14 protein-coding genes are annotated in these 17,179 nt (G+C 49.4%); 12 read left to right on the forward strand and 2 right to left on the reverse strand.

Annotated elements, in window-relative coordinates; all coding sequences use genetic code 11:
* Positions 1-169: 169 nt before the first annotated feature.
* From ACHWTJ_RS00310 to ligA, 7 genes are all read left to right on the forward strand, one after another.
* Positions 170-1,909: an adenine deaminase C-terminal domain-containing protein gene (locus tag ACHWTJ_RS00310; protein ID WP_394678923.1), complete on the forward strand. Its 1,740-nt coding sequence runs from the start codon at positions 170-172 to the stop codon at positions 1,907-1,909.
* Positions 1,910-1,977: 68 nt separating this feature from the next.
* Positions 1,978-2,292, forward strand: coding sequence for a YerC/YecD family TrpR-related protein (locus ACHWTJ_RS00315; protein ID WP_023467078.1), 315 nt, complete (start codon positions 1,978-1,980; stop codon positions 2,290-2,292).
* Between the two features lie 37 nt (positions 2,293-2,329).
* A complete protein-coding gene (locus ACHWTJ_RS00320; protein ID WP_394678924.1) occupies positions 2,330-3,709 on the forward strand; it encodes a TrkH family potassium uptake protein in 1,380 nt (459 codons plus the stop codon).
* A 12-nt stretch (positions 3,710-3,721) separates the two neighbouring features.
* Positions 3,722-3,946: a hypothetical protein gene (locus ACHWTJ_RS00325; protein WP_294743438.1), complete on the forward strand. Its 225-nt coding sequence runs from the start codon at positions 3,722-3,724 to the stop codon at positions 3,944-3,946.
* Between the two features lie 74 nt (positions 3,947-4,020).
* Positions 4,021-4,704 carry a heptaprenylglyceryl phosphate synthase gene (locus tag ACHWTJ_RS00330; RefSeq protein ID WP_294747932.1) on the forward strand — a complete coding sequence of 228 codons (684 nt, stop codon included), beginning with the start codon at positions 4,021-4,023 and terminating at the stop codon, positions 4,702-4,704.
* A gap of 45 nt (positions 4,705-4,749) precedes the next feature.
* Positions 4,750-6,975, forward strand: a complete 2,226-nt coding sequence (gene pcrA, locus ACHWTJ_RS00335; RefSeq protein ID WP_294743442.1) for a DNA helicase PcrA — start codon at positions 4,750-4,752, stop codon at positions 6,973-6,975.
* Between the two features lie 14 nt (positions 6,976-6,989).
* Positions 6,990-8,984, forward strand: a complete 1,995-nt coding sequence (gene ligA, locus ACHWTJ_RS00340; protein WP_047394971.1) for an NAD-dependent DNA ligase LigA — start codon at positions 6,990-6,992, stop codon at positions 8,982-8,984.
* 62 nt (positions 8,985-9,046) lie between these two features.
* On the opposite strand, the gene ACHWTJ_RS00345 is transcribed toward ligA, so the two are convergent.
* Complete coding sequence (locus ACHWTJ_RS00345; protein WP_294747937.1) at positions 9,047-9,628, reverse strand: class D sortase; 582 nt, start codon at positions 9,626-9,628, stop codon at positions 9,047-9,049.
* A 133-nt stretch (positions 9,629-9,761) separates the two neighbouring features.
* Here ACHWTJ_RS00345 and ACHWTJ_RS00350 point away from each other — a divergent pair, with 133 nt between their 5' ends.
* From ACHWTJ_RS00350 to ACHWTJ_RS00360, 3 genes are all read left to right on the forward strand, one after another.
* Positions 9,762-10,940 (forward strand): CamS family sex pheromone protein, encoded by a 1,179-nt coding sequence (locus ACHWTJ_RS00350; RefSeq protein ID WP_294743448.1) that lies wholly within the window; start codon positions 9,762-9,764, stop codon positions 10,938-10,940.
* Between the two features lie 280 nt (positions 10,941-11,220).
* Positions 11,221-12,075 carry a MurR/RpiR family transcriptional regulator gene (locus ACHWTJ_RS00355; RefSeq protein WP_294743450.1) on the forward strand — a complete coding sequence of 285 codons (855 nt, stop codon included), beginning with the start codon at positions 11,221-11,223 and terminating at the stop codon, positions 12,073-12,075.
* A gap of 13 nt (positions 12,076-12,088) precedes the next feature.
* The gene (locus ACHWTJ_RS00360) at positions 12,089-13,264 is read left to right on the forward strand and encodes a M20 family metallopeptidase (RefSeq protein ID WP_294747939.1); all 1,176 of its coding nucleotides are present in this window, start codon (positions 12,089-12,091) and stop codon (positions 13,262-13,264) included.
* A gap of 56 nt (positions 13,265-13,320) precedes the next feature.
* Here the strand turns inward: ACHWTJ_RS00360 and ACHWTJ_RS00365 are convergent, their stop codons facing one another.
* Complete coding sequence (locus ACHWTJ_RS00365; RefSeq protein WP_023467094.1) at positions 13,321-13,515, reverse strand: YwbE family protein; 195 nt, start codon at positions 13,513-13,515, stop codon at positions 13,321-13,323.
* Positions 13,516-13,710: 195 nt separating this feature from the next.
* Here ACHWTJ_RS00365 and ACHWTJ_RS00370 point away from each other — a divergent pair, with 195 nt between their 5' ends.
* Positions 13,711-14,568 (forward strand): DnaJ C-terminal domain-containing protein, encoded by an 858-nt coding sequence (locus tag ACHWTJ_RS00370; protein ID WP_195865847.1) that lies wholly within the window; start codon positions 13,711-13,713, stop codon positions 14,566-14,568.
* Between the two features lie 6 nt (positions 14,569-14,574).
* Positions 14,575-17,151, forward strand: coding sequence for an ATP-dependent chaperone ClpB (clpB, locus tag ACHWTJ_RS00375; protein ID WP_294743456.1), 2,577 nt, complete (start codon positions 14,575-14,577; stop codon positions 17,149-17,151).
* Positions 17,152-17,179: the final 28 nt, after the last annotated feature.

Below are 17,179 nucleotides of genomic sequence, written 5' to 3' on the forward strand. Positions count from 1 at the left end.
TTGTTTCTTGGCGAAGTGCACGAAAAGATTTGTCTTCCATGGCGAATTTGTGTTATTTTGACCAAATGAATCCGGAACGGGGCAAAACTTCTTGAAACTTACTTAGCAACATTTTAGTATAAGAACTATAAGAAAGCGTTTTCAATAAAACAAAGGAGGTCGAGCTTTCGTGAAAAAAAATTGTGGAAGATCCCCTTGGACGAAATCTGAAGTACGAACACACCAAGCGGTCATCAGCGGAAAGCTTGCACCGACACTTGTCATACAGAATGCCACTTACCTGAATCATGGTGTCAAAGCATGGCGGACGGCGAACATCTGGATCAGTGGCGACCGGATCGTCTATGTCGGTCCAGAGATGCCGGAACAAGCCGATGCGTACCATGATGCGACAGGTCAATATATCGTACCCGGTTACATTGAACCCCATGCCCATCCGTTCCAACTTTACAATCCAGCGAGTCTTGCAAAATTCGCAGCAGAGCGGGGAACATCGACGCTCGTCAACGATAACATGTTGTTATTATTAGAGCCGACGGAGCAAGCGTTTGCTCAAGTCGAGGCGCTAGCAGACTTACCGACCTCAATGTACTGGTGGGCACGACTCGACGCACAAACCGAGCTTGATGCCGACAGTATCTCAATCGATAATCGCCGGATTCAAGCGTGGCTCAAGCATCCACAAGTCATCCAAGCAGGTGAGTTGACGGGATGGCCACGTCTCTCGCAAGGGGACGATGAATTGCTCCATTGGATGCAGGATGCGATCAAACTCGGAAAACCGATCGAAGGTCATTTCCCTGGGGCTTCAGCGAAGACGCTGACGAAGATGGCGCTGTACGGCGTGACGAGCGATCACGAAGCGATGACGGTTGAAGAAGCGATGACACGTCTTGAACTTGGCTACACGACGACGATTCGTTATTCATCGATTCGTCCGGATTTACCGGATATTTTTAAAGGTCTCGTCGAAGCAGGGTTGACGCAGTTCGATAAGGTACTCGTGACGACAGATGGTTCAACGCCGTCCTTTTATAAGGCAGGCATGATGGACGAGACGATTCGATTGATGCTTGAGGCAGGCATCCCGGTCGAAGAAGCGTATCGGATCGCGTCGTACAATGCAGCGCGTCATTTTAATCTCGATCATCTACTCGGGAGTATCGCACCAGGACGGATTGCGCATCTTAATTTCCTTGAGGCAAAAGACGCTCCGACACCTGTCGCCGTACTTGCGCGCGGCACATGGGTCCGTCAAACCGACATCCCATGTTACCCGGCAGAAGCGCTTGATGCTGCTTATGCACTCATGCCACGATCAGAAGTCCAGGTTTCGTTAACGGAACAGGATTTTTCATTCAGCATGCCGGTTGGTCTTGAGATGGTCAATTCCGTCATCATGAAGCTCTATCAAGTCGAACACGATACAAGTGTGCCTGTGCTACCAGCAGGATGTGATGAATCCTTCCTGATGTTACTCGACCGAGAAGGGAAGTGGCGACTGAATACCGTTCTGAAAAACTTTGCGACACAAGTCGGGGGTCTCGTCAGTTCGTACTCGATTAGCGGTGATATCTTGATGATCGGTAAATCGAAACGAGACATGCAAGTCGCGTTTGATCGCATGAAAGCGTTCGGCGGCGGAATCGTTCTCGTCGAGGACGGAGAAGTCATCGCTGAAGTTCCATTGACCTTAATGGGGCAGACGTCCGACTTACCACTTGAGGATTTGATCGTTCAGGAAACCGCTCTACGGGAAGCGTTGTTCGAACGCGGTTATGCGTTTGAAGATCCTGTCTATACGTTGCTATTCCTAGCGTCAACTCACTTACCATATGTGCGGATCACACCGCAGGGAATATACGAAGTCCTTCGAAAAAAAGTCCTTTTCCCAGCGATTTTGCGATGACGCTTGAATTTTAAAACGTCGCGCTTTAAACTATTAAAGAGCAATTGAATGGGAAAGGGAGTTACAAGATGCAACTCGATAAATTGCGTGGAAAAGAATTAGATCAGTTATTTACAGCCATCATGAAGATGGATTCATTAGAAGATTGTTATACGTTGTTCGAAGACTTAGCGACCGTCAACGAAATCCAGGCGCTCGCCCAACGTCTGGAAGTCGCGCGTCAATTACGTGAAGGCAATACGTATCACAAAATCGAAAAGGCGACCGGTGCTTCAACAGCAACGATCTCGCGTGTCAAACGTTGCTTGAACTACGGTTCGGGCGGTTATGATCTGGCGCTTGCCCGCCTAGGTCTTATCGAGCAAGAAGTAGCGGATAACTAATGTTATCCGCTACTTCTATGAAGGGGGGCGTGTCACATTGGATTTTGCGTTACAACAAAGAATTCAACATTTCATTCGAAAGTTGACGCCCATCCAGTCACTCGTCATCATCTACTTCGTTGCAGTCATCATCGGAATCATTCTGCTCGGTCTGCCGTGGTCGACGAAAGGAAATTACAACTGGGACTTCACGGACCTCGTCTTCATGGCGGTTAGTTGTGTCAGTGTCACGGGTTTGACGACGGTCTCAGTCTCAGAAACCTTCACGACGTTTGGCTACTTCATGATCATGATTTTAGTGCAAGTCAGCGGAATTGGCTTGATGTCGCTTCATATCGCGATGTGGGTCATCCTCGGAAAACGAATCGGCTTTCGGGAACGCCAGCTTGTCGTCCGAGATCAAAACCAGACGACGATGCAGGGTGTCGTCAAATACATCCGGGAAGTCATCTTGATCATCGTCTCGATTGAATTGATTGGGGCTTTGATTCTCGGACTATATTACACGAAATATTTTCCGACACTCGGAGAAGCGATGCTTCAAGGACTGTTCGGATCGGTCAGTGCGACGACGAATGCTGGTTTTGATATCACGGGTGAATCGTTACTACCGTTTCGCGGTGATTTGTTCGTCGTCTTCATGCAAATCTTGTTACTGACACTTGGTGCGATCGGGTTTCCTGTACTCGTCGAAGTCAGGCGCTATATTTCCTACCGGGCGACACGCCAAGCAACGCGTCAACCGTACCACTTTTCACTATTTACAAAATTGACGGCGTCAACGTTCTTCATTCTCGTCCTGTTTGGAACGGTAGCATTGCTTCTATTTGAATGGAATCAGTCTTTTAAAGGCTTACCAATCAATGAGAAGCTCGTCGATGCCTTGTTCCAATCTGTCACGACCCGAAATGGTGGATTAACGACGGTCGACATCACGTCCTTCTCACAAGCCTCGATCTTCGTCTTATCGCTCTTGATGTTCATCGGGGCGTCGCCGTCTTCGGTTGGTGGAGGGATTCGAACGACGACCTTCGCTGTCGCCGTCTTGAGTGTCATCGCCTTTATTCGGGGCGAATACGGGATTAAAATCTTTGGTCGTGAAATCGGTCAATCGGATATTTGGAAGGCCTTCGTCGTCATCGTTGTTTCGACCGGCGTGACGATCGTCGGGCTGATCGTTTTATTGATTGTTGAGGATGCACCGTTCCTGGTGCTGTTTTTTGAAGCCTGTTCAGCGTTCGGAACGACCGGTCTATCGCTCGGCATCACCGATCAACTGTCGGATATCGGAAAATGGACATTGTCTGTGCTGATGTTCATTGGGCGAATCGGTGTCATCTCGTTCGTTCTTCTCCTGAAAGCAAACCAACCGAAACGTAACTACAACTATCCGAAGGAATCCGTCATCATCGGATAAGGAGGCTCTTTCATGAAACGTGCCTTTTGGATCAACTTCGCCTATATTTTTGCTGTTCCTGTCTTACCGTTTTTGGCGCTCGTCAATGGGCGAGCACTCTGTTCACCGGATTCACCGTTACTGGACGTCCCGATACTCGGCTTCTTTTTGGCAGAACCATGGGCGTTCGTGCCGGTATATGCGGTCTTTGCGTTGTTACTTGCATCGTTATTGACGAAACGACGGACACGCGTCTAACCATCTCGCCCTGCGCGAGATGGTTTTTTGTTTTATACTGAATGTGGAATGAGAAAGAGAGGATGGGACGAACCGTGTTATTACCTTTTAATGAATGGCGACATGTCTTTAAACTAGATCCAGCTAAAGCAATCGATGATGCGAGCCTGCAGGCGATTGCGACGTCCGGAACGGATGCGATCCTTGTTGGTGGAACGGATGACATCACACTTGATGCGACGCTTGATCTTTTGATGCGTTTGCGACGATATCCCGTCGCAGTAGCGCTCGAGATTTCAGAACTCGAAGCCGCGACGATGGGATTCGATACGTATTTGACACCAACTGTCCTGAATGCCGGAACGTTGGAGTACGTCGTTGAAAAACAAGTCGAAGCATTAGAACAAGTCGGTCATATGCTGGCGCACGCTGATCTTGTCGGGGAAGGGTATATCGTCCTGAATCCTGATGCGAAGGTCGCGCATGTGACGCAAGCAAAACCGTTAACGTTAGATGAGACCGTCGCTTACGCGCAGTTAGCGGATAGTGTCTTCCGTCTACCGGTCGTGTATCTCGAATACAGCGGCGTTTACGGAGAACCGGAACGAGTCGCGGCCGTTCGCGACGTCTTGAAGCAGGCACGCCTGTTTTACGGTGGTGGAATCGACTCCGAAGAGCGAGCGCGTGAGATGCTACAGTATGCGGATACGATCGTCGTCGGGAACGTCATTTATGAGGATTTAAAAGCAGCGCTTGCGACCGTCGCAGCGACACGATAAAATATAGGAACAAAAGTTCGGAATATAAGAAATGAGGCTATTGATATGTTTAATTTGAGTGAACAGCTCGTCAGTGGACTAAACCCTGAGCAAGCAAGAGCGGTCAAGCATACGGAAGGTCCACTGCTGATCATGGCAGGAGCCGGTTCCGGGAAGACACGCGTCCTGACACACCGGGTCGCTTATTTGATGGCGGCTAAACAAGTCGCACCGTGGAACATCCTCGCGATTACGTTCACGAACAAGGCGGCGCGGGAAATGCGAGACCGGATCGGTCGTTTAGTCGGTGGTGTCGCGAATGATATTTGGGTCTCGACCTTCCACTCGATGTGTGTCCGGATGTTACGTCGTGACATCGATCAGCTTGGGTACGACCGCAACTTCACGATTCTTGATTCAAGTGATCAGCAGTCGGCGATCAAGCTCGTCTTAAAGGAACAAAACTTGGATCCAAAAAAATGGGATCCACGTTCGATGCTGACGATCATCTCGTCACAGAAAAATGAATTACGCAGTGCTGAATTCTACGCCTCGATCGTGACGAGCCCGTATGAGAAGACCGTTGCTGAAATCTATAAAGGATACGAAGCGGTCTTACGCCGGAACAATGCGCTCGACTTTGATGATTTGATCGGAAAAACGACGGAATTGTTCAAGAAGAGTCCGGATGTTCTTGCTTACTATCAGAAGAAATTCCGTTACATCCATGTCGATGAGTATCAAGATACGAACAAAGCTCAGTATGATCTCGTCAACCTGTTAGCGTCGGGACATCAGAATCTCTGTGTCGTCGGGGACTCGGATCAGTCAATCTATCGCTGGCGTGGTGCTGACATCGCGAACATCCTCTCGTTCGAAGAGGACTATCCGAATGCAGCCGTCATCTTACTCGAGCAAAACTACCGTTCTTCGAAACGGATCTTGGAAGCGGCCAACCACGTCATTCAAAACAACTCGACGCGTAAAGATAAGAAACTTTGGACGGATAATGATGAAGGCGAGAAGCTGATCGTTCATACAGCGGAGAATGAGCGAGAAGAAGCCTTTTATATCGTCCAAGAGATTCGGAACTCACTCCGCTACGGGATGAAACTGAGTGATATCGCGATTCTATACCGGACGAACGCACAATCGCGTGCGATCGAGGAAACGCTTCTTAAGTCGAACGTTCCGTATAAAATGATTGGCGGCACGAAGTTCTACGATCGTAAGGAGATCAAGGACGTACTCGCTTATCTTCGTTTAATCTCGAACCCGGATGAAGATCTGTCCTTCGCGCGGATCGTCAACGAACCAAAACGCGGCATCGGCGCGACGACGATTGATAAGCTGCGTGATTTCGCCGACTTGCAAGGCGTGTCATTGATGGAAGCGATTCGCGATATCGAATTGTCGAGTATTGCACCGAAGACGGCAGCGAAGCTGACGGATTTCCGGACGATGATTCTTGGACTCAGCCAAATGCAAGAATTCATCAGCCTGTCGGAACTGGTCGAAGAAGTGCTCGAGAAAACAGGCTACCGTCAAGTACTGAAGGAAGATAAGACGCTTGAAGCGCAAAGTCGTCTTGAGAACATCAACGAGTTCATCACCGTTGCGCAAAACTTTGAGAAGGAAACGGCGAAAGCCGATCCAGAAGACCGGACGATCATCGCCTTCTTGACTGATTTGACACTCGTCGCTGATGTCGATTCACTCGACGAGACGGATCCGGAAGAACAAGTTACGTTGATGACGCTTCACTCGGCAAAAGGGCTCGAGTTCCCGGTCGTCTTCTTGATTGGGATGGAGGAAGGGTTGTTCCCACATAGCCGTTCGCTTCAAGATGAAGACGAGATGGAAGAAGAACGTCGCCTCGCGTACGTCGGGATCACACGTGCTGAGAAACGCCTTTACTTGTCACATGCTCGGATGCGCTCCCTGTACGGACGGACGAACGCGAACCAAGAATCACGGTTCCTAGCGGAGCTGCCGGAAGTCGTCATCGAGCGGACCGGTAAAAAAGCGAAGCCACTCCCGTGGGAAGACCGTCCTGTCCCGCAAGGCAAAGCTGTCATCGGTCGCTCAATCAGCAAACCGACAGCGATGAAGACGTCAGGTGCGGAAACGCTCGGTTGGTCGGTCGGAGATAAGGCAGAGCACGGGAAATGGGGACTCGGTACAGTCGTCCAGACTCGTGGTGAAGGAGATAATCTTGAAATCGATATCGCATTCCCAGCAGTCGGAATCAAACGACTGCTCGCGAAATTTGCACCGATTAAAAAGGTATGACGGGAGGTCCGCAGATGGACGCAAGCCAGCGTATAGATGAGATTCGTCAAACATTAAACCGATACAGCTACGAATACTACGTACTGGATCAACCAACTGTACCGGATGCGACGTACGATCAATTACTTCGTGAACTGACGGAGTTAGAAACAGAGCATCCAGAACTGATCACACCGGATTCGCCAACGCAACGCGTCGGTGCGGCACCGCTCGAAGCGTTCGAGAAGGTGACGCATGATTTACCGATGCTGTCGCTCGGAAATGTCTTTGATGAGACAGAAATTCGCGAATGGGTTGCTCGGATTGAGCGGTCGCTCGGACGTTCGACGACGTATGTCGCCGAACTAAAATTCGATGGACTTGCGATTTCACTGAAATACGAAGACGGTCGATTCGTTCGTGGAGCAACGCGTGGCGATGGAACAGTCGGTGAAAACATCACGCAGAACCTACGGACGATCAAAGCGTTACCGCTGCGTTTGCAGGCAGAAGAGACGGTCGAGGTCCGCGGTGAGGCTTACATGCCGAAACAATCGTTCGAACGCTTGAATGAAGATCGGGCAAGCCGGGAAGAGACATTGTTCGCGAATCCGCGTAACGCGGCCGCAGGTAGTCTGCGTCAGCTGGATTCGTCGATTACAGCGTCGCGCAATCTGTCGTTGTTCGTGTATGGCGTCGGCGTCAATACGTTGACGGCCCGTTCACATAGCGAAGCGATGGCCCAACTCGCTTCACTCGGGTTACCGACCAATCAACATATGCAGACGTGTGAGACGGTGGAAGAGATACTTGCCTATATCGCGCACTGGACGGAAGCACGCGCGAGCCTACCGTATGAGATCGACGGAATCGTCTTGAAAGTCGATCGATACGATGATCAGGAAGAGCTCGGCTTCACAGCAAAAAGTCCCCGCTTCGCAACAGCCTATAAGTTTGCGGCGGAAGAAGTCATGACGACGGTCGAAGACGTTGATTTCAGTGTCGGTCGGACCGGGAAAGTCACACCGCGTGCTCGTTTTGCACCGGTCGTCGTCGCAGGATCAACGGTGACGTATGCGACACTGCACAATGCTGACTTCATCGCCGAAAAAGATATCCGTCTTCAGGACTCGGTCATCATCAAAAAAGCAGGCGATGTCATCCCGGCAGTCGTACAAGTCGTCACGGCAGAACGGACAGGGGAAGAAACACCGATCGTCTTCCCGACGCATTGTCCGGCTTGTCAGTCGGAACTTGTCCGTCTCGAAGGTGAAGTCGACATCCGCTGTGTCAGTCCGGAATGCCCAGCACAATTGATGGAAGGCATCATTCATTTCGTTTCGCGTCAAGCGATGAACATCGATGGTCTCGGTGAAAAAGTCGTCCGTCAATTGTATGATCATGAAGCGATCCGGACGATTGCCGATTTGTATCGACTCGATCGTGAGGAGTTATTGACGTTTGACCGAATGGGTGAGACGTCCGTCGATAAATTACTTGCAGCAATCGAAGCCTCGAAACAGAACTCAGTCGAACGTCTCTTATTTGGTCTCGGAATTCGACTCGTCGGTCAAAAAGCGGCGTATCTCTTAGCGGAACGTTTTGATTCGTTAGCAGGGATTGCGGCAGCAAGCTACGATGAGATCGTCGCGATCGATGGCATCGGTGGGAAAATCGCGGATTCGATCGTGAAGTATTTCGAACATCCAGAAGCTCAGGCGTTGATTCGTGATTTGGAACAACTCGGCGTCAATCAACGTTTCCTCGGGGAGCGGGTCGATCAGACAAATGCACCACTCGGTGGCAAAACGATTGTCTTGACGGGAACGCTCGAAAGCTTAAAACGATCAGAGGCCGGTAAACGACTCGAAGCACTCGGTGCCGATGTGACAGGAAGTGTCAGTAAAAAGACAGACGTACTCGTCGCAGGGGAAAAGGCAGGTTCTAAGCTGACGAAGGCTGAATCGCTTGGCATCGAAATTTGGGATGAAGCGCGTCTGTTAGAAGAACTAGCTAAACACGAAGCGTGAGAATAATCAAACAAAAAAGGAAGGCGGAATTCCGCCTTCCTTTTTTCGTGTGGGAGAACTTGTTACGAAGTGATTGTCTCGCTCCGAATCAAGGTACCTTGTTTGATGAGACGATTCGTTGCCGTTTCCGGTGGATCACAGGTGATCAATGTGATGGTTGGGGAAGCGACGGATTGATCGAGGACGGACAACGTCGTCGGTGTGACAAGACGACTTGAGGTGATGCGGTACGTATACCGATGTGTTTTTGTCGTGACGATGACAGTATCACCTTTCTTGACGTCAGGCAGACGATTGAAGTGAAGCCCTTCCGTGAAACTTCGGTGTCCGGCGAGTGCGTAATTCCCTTTGCCGGGTGATCCAGTTTTCGGAATATGACCGATACTTCGGTCGAGGACCGCTGTCGTCGATCCCTCTAAGATGACTTGTTCGAAATCGATGCTTGGAATCGAGAGTAATCCGACACCCGATTTCGCGAGCGGTTGTTTGGTCTCTTTCGCATCAACGGTCTTCAAACTTTTCGTCCATTGTTCCTTTAAATTGGCTGCCTCTTGTTCACGCTGATAGTCACTGATGAAGGGCCAAGCAATAAGGGCGATGCCTGCCAGTAAAAAAAGCAGACCGATGAATTTACGACGTGTCATAAGAAAAGTCCTTTCGGATACGCCAAGGCGCATCATCTTTTTTGAAAAACAGGGGAAAACTTGTCCTTCCCCGATGGAAAACGATTCTGTTATGATAAAGAGAACGATTTGAAAACATGGGGTGCAAATAGAGATGAACTATAAAACAGCAGTAGCGTTGACGTTATCAAGTACGTTATTTTTAGGTGCTTGTTCGTTCGACCTTTCGCCAAGTAGCGATACAAAAGAAGTTATTACCGAAAGTGAACAAGGCAAGGAAGTCCAAGCGGTCGTCAGTCCAGCGATTGATACGACGGATTCATATTACCGGACGGTTTTACCGTTTCGTCCGAGTGTCGCGCGTGGGATGACACAAAAGCGTGTCAGTTCGCGTCTTGAACTCGATGAAATCGAAACAGGATTGATGCGTCACTCGACACAGTTTTTTGATCCGGAAAAATACTATTATCAAGAAGGGCAGTTACTCGAAGCTGACCAAATCGCGAAATGGCTGTTACGAAAAGGGAAAGCAGGCGATGGCGTCAGCGATCCTGAAGGTTTAAACCCAGCCTACACGTCTGGTAAGTCGTATAAAGAAAAAAATCAAAAGTCTCCTTTGATTCTATCGCACATTTTAGAGCAAGACTACATGCTTGAAGAAGATAAGAAGCTCGAACTTGGTGGTACATCAATCGCTCTTGTCTTAAATAGTGAATATGTTTTTCAGGATGAGAACTACGGACCGACCTACACTGTGAAACTCGATGAAAAGAAGGTCGTTGCCAAAGGGAAGCAAATGGCGAACGATTTAGTCAAGAAGATGCGTAAGACGCAAGGGATGAAGACGACGCCGATTCATGTCGCGCTCTATCTCCAAGAAAAAGAAGGGTCACCGGTTTCCGGTCACTATCTGTCGTCTGCCTTCATCGGTCGCGGGAATCAAATCAGTGCGAACGACTGGAAAAACTATGATGAGCGGTATTACTACTACCCATCAGCGCGCGCAACGAATGATGTACGGGATGATGCAGCGAAGTTTGATTTGTTTAAGGACCGTCTAGAAGACTACTTCCCGAACTATACCGGTATGATGGGAGAAGGATTCTATCAAGAAGGTGAACTCAAGAAGCTTGAGATGAAAATTCCTGTTCAATTTTACGGCAAGGCAGAGCTTGTTGCGTTCGTACAGTACGTGACGTACTTGCTCGAGAATCGTTGGGAATATAACAGAAATATTCCGACGACAATCACCGTGACCAATCTGAACGGTGATACGGAAGCAATGTTATTTCTTGATCCAGATACAAAAAAACCGATCGTTAAGATTCGCTGATTCCTTTATTTTCGTTATCTGCTCGTCCCACTATCTGAAGCGACATTTCCCCAATGAGCGGAATGTCGCTTTTTTGTATGACGGACGCTTGAAGAAAAAAGTATATGAATAAGAAAGGAAGGGTATGGAAGAAGAATGGTATTTTGTTTCACTTTCCCATTTTTTAGATTTACGAAAGTCAGTAGGAGAGAGCATAATGGAAGAAGAACAGTTCTATATACGGAAACGGCGTGATGAATCGTCAGTTCTTTTAAAAGAAGATGATAAAGGGGAGATTTAGATGAAAGGCGGTATCTACTCACAAATTGGTGCAGTCCGAGAGGAACTACCATCATCCTCACGAAAAGTCGCAGACTACGTCCTGACGCATATGAACCAAATTGCGCGCATGACGATTCACCAACTCGCAGAAGAGTCGGATACAAGTGCTGCTGCGGTCGTTCGCTTTTGCCGCGCACTTGGGTTAAAGGGATATCCAGAACTTCGGATGCGAATTTCGGCTGATACGGCACGAACGGATTTAAAAGGATATCATGATATCGAAAAGGATGAACGTCCAGTCGACTTGATTGAAAAAACACTCAGCAACAGCATTCAAGCGTTACAGGATACTGCGAAGCAGTTGAATGATGAACGGATTGCGGATGCGATTGATGTGATTGATCAGGCACGTGCAATTTATTTTTACGGGATTGGGGCATCGCATGTTGTAGCCGAAGACGCAGCTCAAAAATGGACGCGCGTTGGGAAACTAGCAATTCAAGAAACGGACCAGCATCTACTTGCAACGATTCTAGCGAATGCACGTAAAGAAGATGTCTTCTTTGCGATTTCCTACAGCGGAGAAACGGAAGAGGTCATCGAGTTGATCCGTTTGGCGAAAATTCAAGGACTAAAGGTCATCAGTCTGACACGTTTCGGGGACAACCGGATCAGCCAACTAGCGGATATCGCGCTTTGGACATCACGCGCACCGGAAGCGCCGCTTCGTAGTGCAGCGCTCAGTTCGCGTCTCGCCCAACTATTTGCGATCGATGTCTTGTTCTTATCGTATGCTGCGGGACATTATGAAGACACACTTGAACGTCTTCAATACACGCGAGAAAGCGTTAAGACACTGCATCAAAAGAAATAAGGGGGATACATATATGTCAGAACGAACTGCCGGACTAGACGCGTTGTATCCAGAAATGGTCGAGCGCCGTCGCTATTTACATCAGCACCCAGAATTGTCGTTTCAAGAAGTTGAGACTCCACGTTATATCGCGCAACATTTAAAAGCGCTCGGAATCGAAGTCAAGACCGGAGTCGGCGGACGTGGTGTCGTCGGGTACATTCGTGGAGGAAAACCGGGGAAGACCGTTGCGTTACGTGCCGACTTCGATGCCTTACCGATTGCTGACGCTAAGGAGGTCGCGTATCGGTCGACGATTCCGGGTGTGATGCATGCATGCGGTCACGATGGTCATACGGCGACGTTACTCGCCGTCGCAGAAACGCTCATGCAACAGCGGGAATCGTTACCGGGAAATATCGTCTTGATTCATCAACATGCAGAAGAAGTCGTTCCGGGTGGTGCACGCGATATGATTGCGGACGGTTGTCTCGAAGGGGTCGATGTCATCTTCGGAACGCATCTTTGGTCAACGATCGATTTAGGACATGTCGGTGTTCGGACCGGTCCGATCATGGCAGCGGCTGATAAGTTCGAGCTGACCTTATATGGAAAAGGCGGACACGGTGCGAAACCACATGAGACGATTGATGCTGTCTTACTCGGGGCAACGATCGTTAAGGAATTACAATCAATCGTCAGTCGTCAACTCAATCCACTGGAGCCGGCAGTCGTGACCGTCGGAACATTACATGCGGGGAATACGTTTAATGTCATTGCAGATCAAGCGACGTTGACAGGAACGGTCCGGACGTTTGATGAAGCGACAGCGGACGAGATCATCGAGCGGATGGAGCGAACGATCAAAGGAATCTGTGAGGCGGTCGGAGCAACGTATCACTTTACATACGAAAAAGGCTATCCGGCTGTCATCAACCATGCTGCACCCACCGCATTGATTGAATCTGTCGCACGAGAAGTTTTAGGAGACGCGCGTGTATTTGAAATTGAACCGACGATGGGTGGCGAGGACTTCGCTTATTACTTGCAACACGTACCTGGTGCGTTCTTCTTTACAGGAGCGGGAGATGCTTCGTATCCACCGCATCATCATCCACAGTTTGATTTTAAGGAGCCGGCGATGCTCGATGCAGCGCGTATTCTCGTCGAAGCGACATGGCGTTACTTAGAACAAACGACTGAAGCATGAAAAAAATCGCTCGTCTTGACTCCGAAATGGAATCAGGGCGAGCGATTGTTGTCTTCTTAACCTAAAATTTCTTGAACACGACCGACTTGACCGTCTTCTAAACGCACTTTGATCCCGTGCGGATGTTGCGGCGATTTCGTGAGAAGGTCTTTAACGATTCCCTCTGTTCGTTTACCAGTTCGTTGATCTTGCTTCAGCACGATGCTGACTTTAAGACCGGGTGTGATATTTTTACGTGTTTTACCGTCCATCTGTAGATCCTCCCATCGTTCAATTCCTGTTTGGCTATCAGTATAACATGGTTCAGTCGGTGAAACTTGTTTGTCGCAAGGACGTAAAGTGAAAAGAGAACAGAATGTCAGAAAAAAGTTTGACTATATTTGACCAATTAAGATACGACTTTTATAATTAAGGTAATGAAGTATAGGAAAAGGAAGTGAATTCGAATGGCAAAAGACTACTACCAAACACTCGGTGTCGCAAAGGATGCATCGAATCAAGATATTAAGCGCGCGTACCGCAAATTGGCGAAGCAGTATCACCCAGACGTCAATAAAGAGGCGAGTGCGGACCAGCGTTTCAAGGATATCCAAGAAGCCTTCGATGTGCTTGGAGATGAGGAAAAACGAGCGCAGTATGATCGATACGGCAGTAACTTCGACCAGATGGCAGGCGCTGGAGCTGGTGGCGCTGGAGATTACGAAGATCTGTTCCGACAGTTCGGAGGTGGTGGACGGACACGACCTGGACAATCGTTCGGATTTGAAGACATGTTCGGTTCGTTCTTTAGTCAGGAAGAAGTGTCGACCGATGAAGAGCTTGAATTGACGGTGCCGCTCGGACACCTCAGTACGAACGAAAAAGTCACGGTGCGTCTTGCGACAGGTTCGATTCAGCTGACGCTTCCGAAAGACGTCTATGACGGTAAAAAAGTCCGCTTGCGTGGAAAAAGTTCGATGCGAAACCGACAAGGTGTCGCGGGAGATGTTTACGTGACGATTCACTTGAAGGATGACGATCAGTTCCGACGGGTCGACCAAGACGTCATCTCAACCGTCCGTGTTCATCCGACGACGCTTGTGCTCGGAGGCGAAGTCGTCGCGGATACGCTCGAAGGAAAACGCATCAAACTGAAAGTCAAACCGGGCACAAAACCAGGAGCGCGACTCCGGATTCCGAATCGGGGTCTGAGTCAAGCGAATGGTCATCGTGGGGCGTTACTCGTTCAACTCGAAGTTAAGTTACCTGAGATGGACCGCGCCTTTTATGAAGAGTGGGAACGTCAGCTTGCAGTGAAGGAGTGATCAAGGATGGATTTTGAACGTTTAACGGATCGGGCACACGAGGGAATCGTCTCTGCCCAAGCGATCGCAAAACAACGTCGTCATAGTGAAATCACAGAGTGGCATTTATTGCTTGCCTTACTTGCTCAAGAAGAGGGAATTGCACGGGTCGTCTTTGAAAAGCTAAATCAACGGATTGAGACATTGAATGGAGCAATTGACGAGGCGATTAGTAAACTTCCTGCCTTGTCCCAGGCGACGACGCCACGGATTGGTGGCTCGTTACTGAACGTATTGACGGAAGCAGAGACGGAAGCGCGTCTCATGCAGGATGACTATGTCTCCGTCGAACACTTATTGTTAGCATTGATCAAACAATCAAGTCCAGCAGCTCAATATTTACGTCGTCAAGGCATCACAGAAGAGACACTTCGGGAAGCGATTGTCAGTATGCGAGGTAATCGGAAGGTCACGACAAAAAATCCTGAAGAGACGTTTGATGTGCTGAAAAAATATGGACGCGATCTCGTAGCGGATTTCCGGTCCGGGAAAACAGATCCGGTCATCGGTCGTGACGATGAGATTCGACGTGTCATCCGGATTTTGAGTCGAAAGACGAAGAACAATCCCGTCCTGATTGGAGAACCCGGTGTCGGGAAAACGGCAATCGTTGAAGGACTCGCGCAACGAATCGTGCGAGGGGATGTACCGGAGAGTCTGAAGAACAAGCAGTTATTCAGTTTAGACATGAGTGCGCTCGTCGCTGGTGCAAAATACCGGGGTGAGTTCGAAGAGCGCCTGCAGGCAGTCCTGAATGAAGTCAAGGAAGCCGAAGGACAGATTCTCTTGTTCATCGATGAATTGCATACGATCGTTGGTGCCGGGAAGACGGACGGCGCAATGGATGCCGGAAACATGCTCAAGCCGATGCTTGCGCGAGGGGAATTACACTGTATCGGTGCGACGACGCTGGACGAGTACCGGAAGTATATCGAAAAGGACCCGGCGCTCGAACGTCGTTTCCAACAAGTCCTCGTTGCGGAGCCGGATGTTGAGGATACGATCTCCATTCTGCGCGGATTAAAAGAACGGTTCGAGATTCACCATGGTGTACGGATTCATGACAATGCGCTCGTCGCGGCGGCAATGTTATCCGATCGGTATATTACGGACCGGTTCATGCCGGATAAGGCGATTGATCTCGTTGATGAAGCATGTGCGATGATTCGGACGGATATGGAGTCGATGCCCGCTGAGCTCGATTCACTTGTCCGCCGAGTCATGCAGCTCGAAATCGAAGAAGCAGCGTTAAAAAAAGAAACGGATGAAGCATCTCGAAAACGACTTGCCGTCTTACAGCAAGAGCTCAGCTCCGTCCGAGAAGACGAGAGTGCGCTGCGGACACGATGGGAACGGGAAAAAGAGAGTTCACAAAGTGTCCAGCAGTTACGTGCGGATCTTGAGAAGGCGAAACTGGCGTTACAAGAAGCGGAAGGGCGCTATGATTTGAACCGGGCATCGGAAATCAAGTACGGTCAAATTCCGGATCTTGAGGCACGTCTGAAAGTCGCGGAGGAATCATCTGAACACGTCTCACACGAACTTGTTCGAGAAGCCGTGACGGAAGAAGAGATATCCGACATCGTTTCGAAATGGACTGGCATTCCGGTGACGCGGCTTGCGCAGGGCGAACGGGAAAAGCTACTCTATCTCGAGGATACACTCCATGAGCGTGTCTTCGGTCAAGACGAAGCGGTCCGTCTCGTCGCGGACGCTGTCATTCGAGCGCGAGCAGGCATCAAGGATCCGAACCGTCCGATTGGCTCGTTCTTGTTCCTCGGTCCGACAGGGGTTGGGAAGACAGAACTCGCCAAAGCCTTGGCGGCAGCGATGTTTGATAGTGAAGATCATATCGTCCGCATTGATATGTCGGAGTATATGGAAAAACACAACGTCTCTCGTCTCGTCGGTGCGCCTCCAGGGTATGTCGGTTATGAAGAAGGCGGTCAATTGACGGAAGCCGTCCGACGGAGCCCGTATTCAGTTCTGTTGTTCGATGAGATCGAAAAAGCGCACGGCGACGTCTTCAATATCTTGCTTCAGTTGCTCGATGATGGTCGATTGACAGATGCGCAAGGACGGGTCGTCGACTTCAAGAACACGATCGTCATCATGACGTCAAACATCGGGGCACCGATCCTACTTGAAGCAGCGAAAGATGGTGTCATCGATGCGGCGGAAGAAGAAGCCGTTCGTCAAGAACTGAAGCGTCACTTCCGACCGGAGTTCTTGAACCGGATCGATGATACGATTTTATTCCATCCACTTCATCGGACGGAAATTGAACGAATCATCGACAAAGCGGTCGAGAAAATGAGTTCACGTTTATCTGGACGTGGCATCACGATTGATGTCACGGATGCTGCGAAGACGCTAATCTTTGAAGAAGCATTCGAACCGCAATACGGTGCGCGTCCGATCAATCGTTATATGCAACGGACGATTGAGACGAAACTTGCCCGAGCTTTGATCAGTGGGGCAATTCAAGATGGTGCTCGGATTGCGATCGACGTAGCAGATGGTGAACTTGTCGTACACGGATAAAGCAGATGCTAGAAAAAGGAGTCGACTC

The organism is uncultured Exiguobacterium sp. (assembly GCF_964277885.1).
Classification (GTDB): domain Bacteria; phylum Bacillota; class Bacilli; order Exiguobacteriales; family Exiguobacteriaceae; genus Exiguobacterium_A.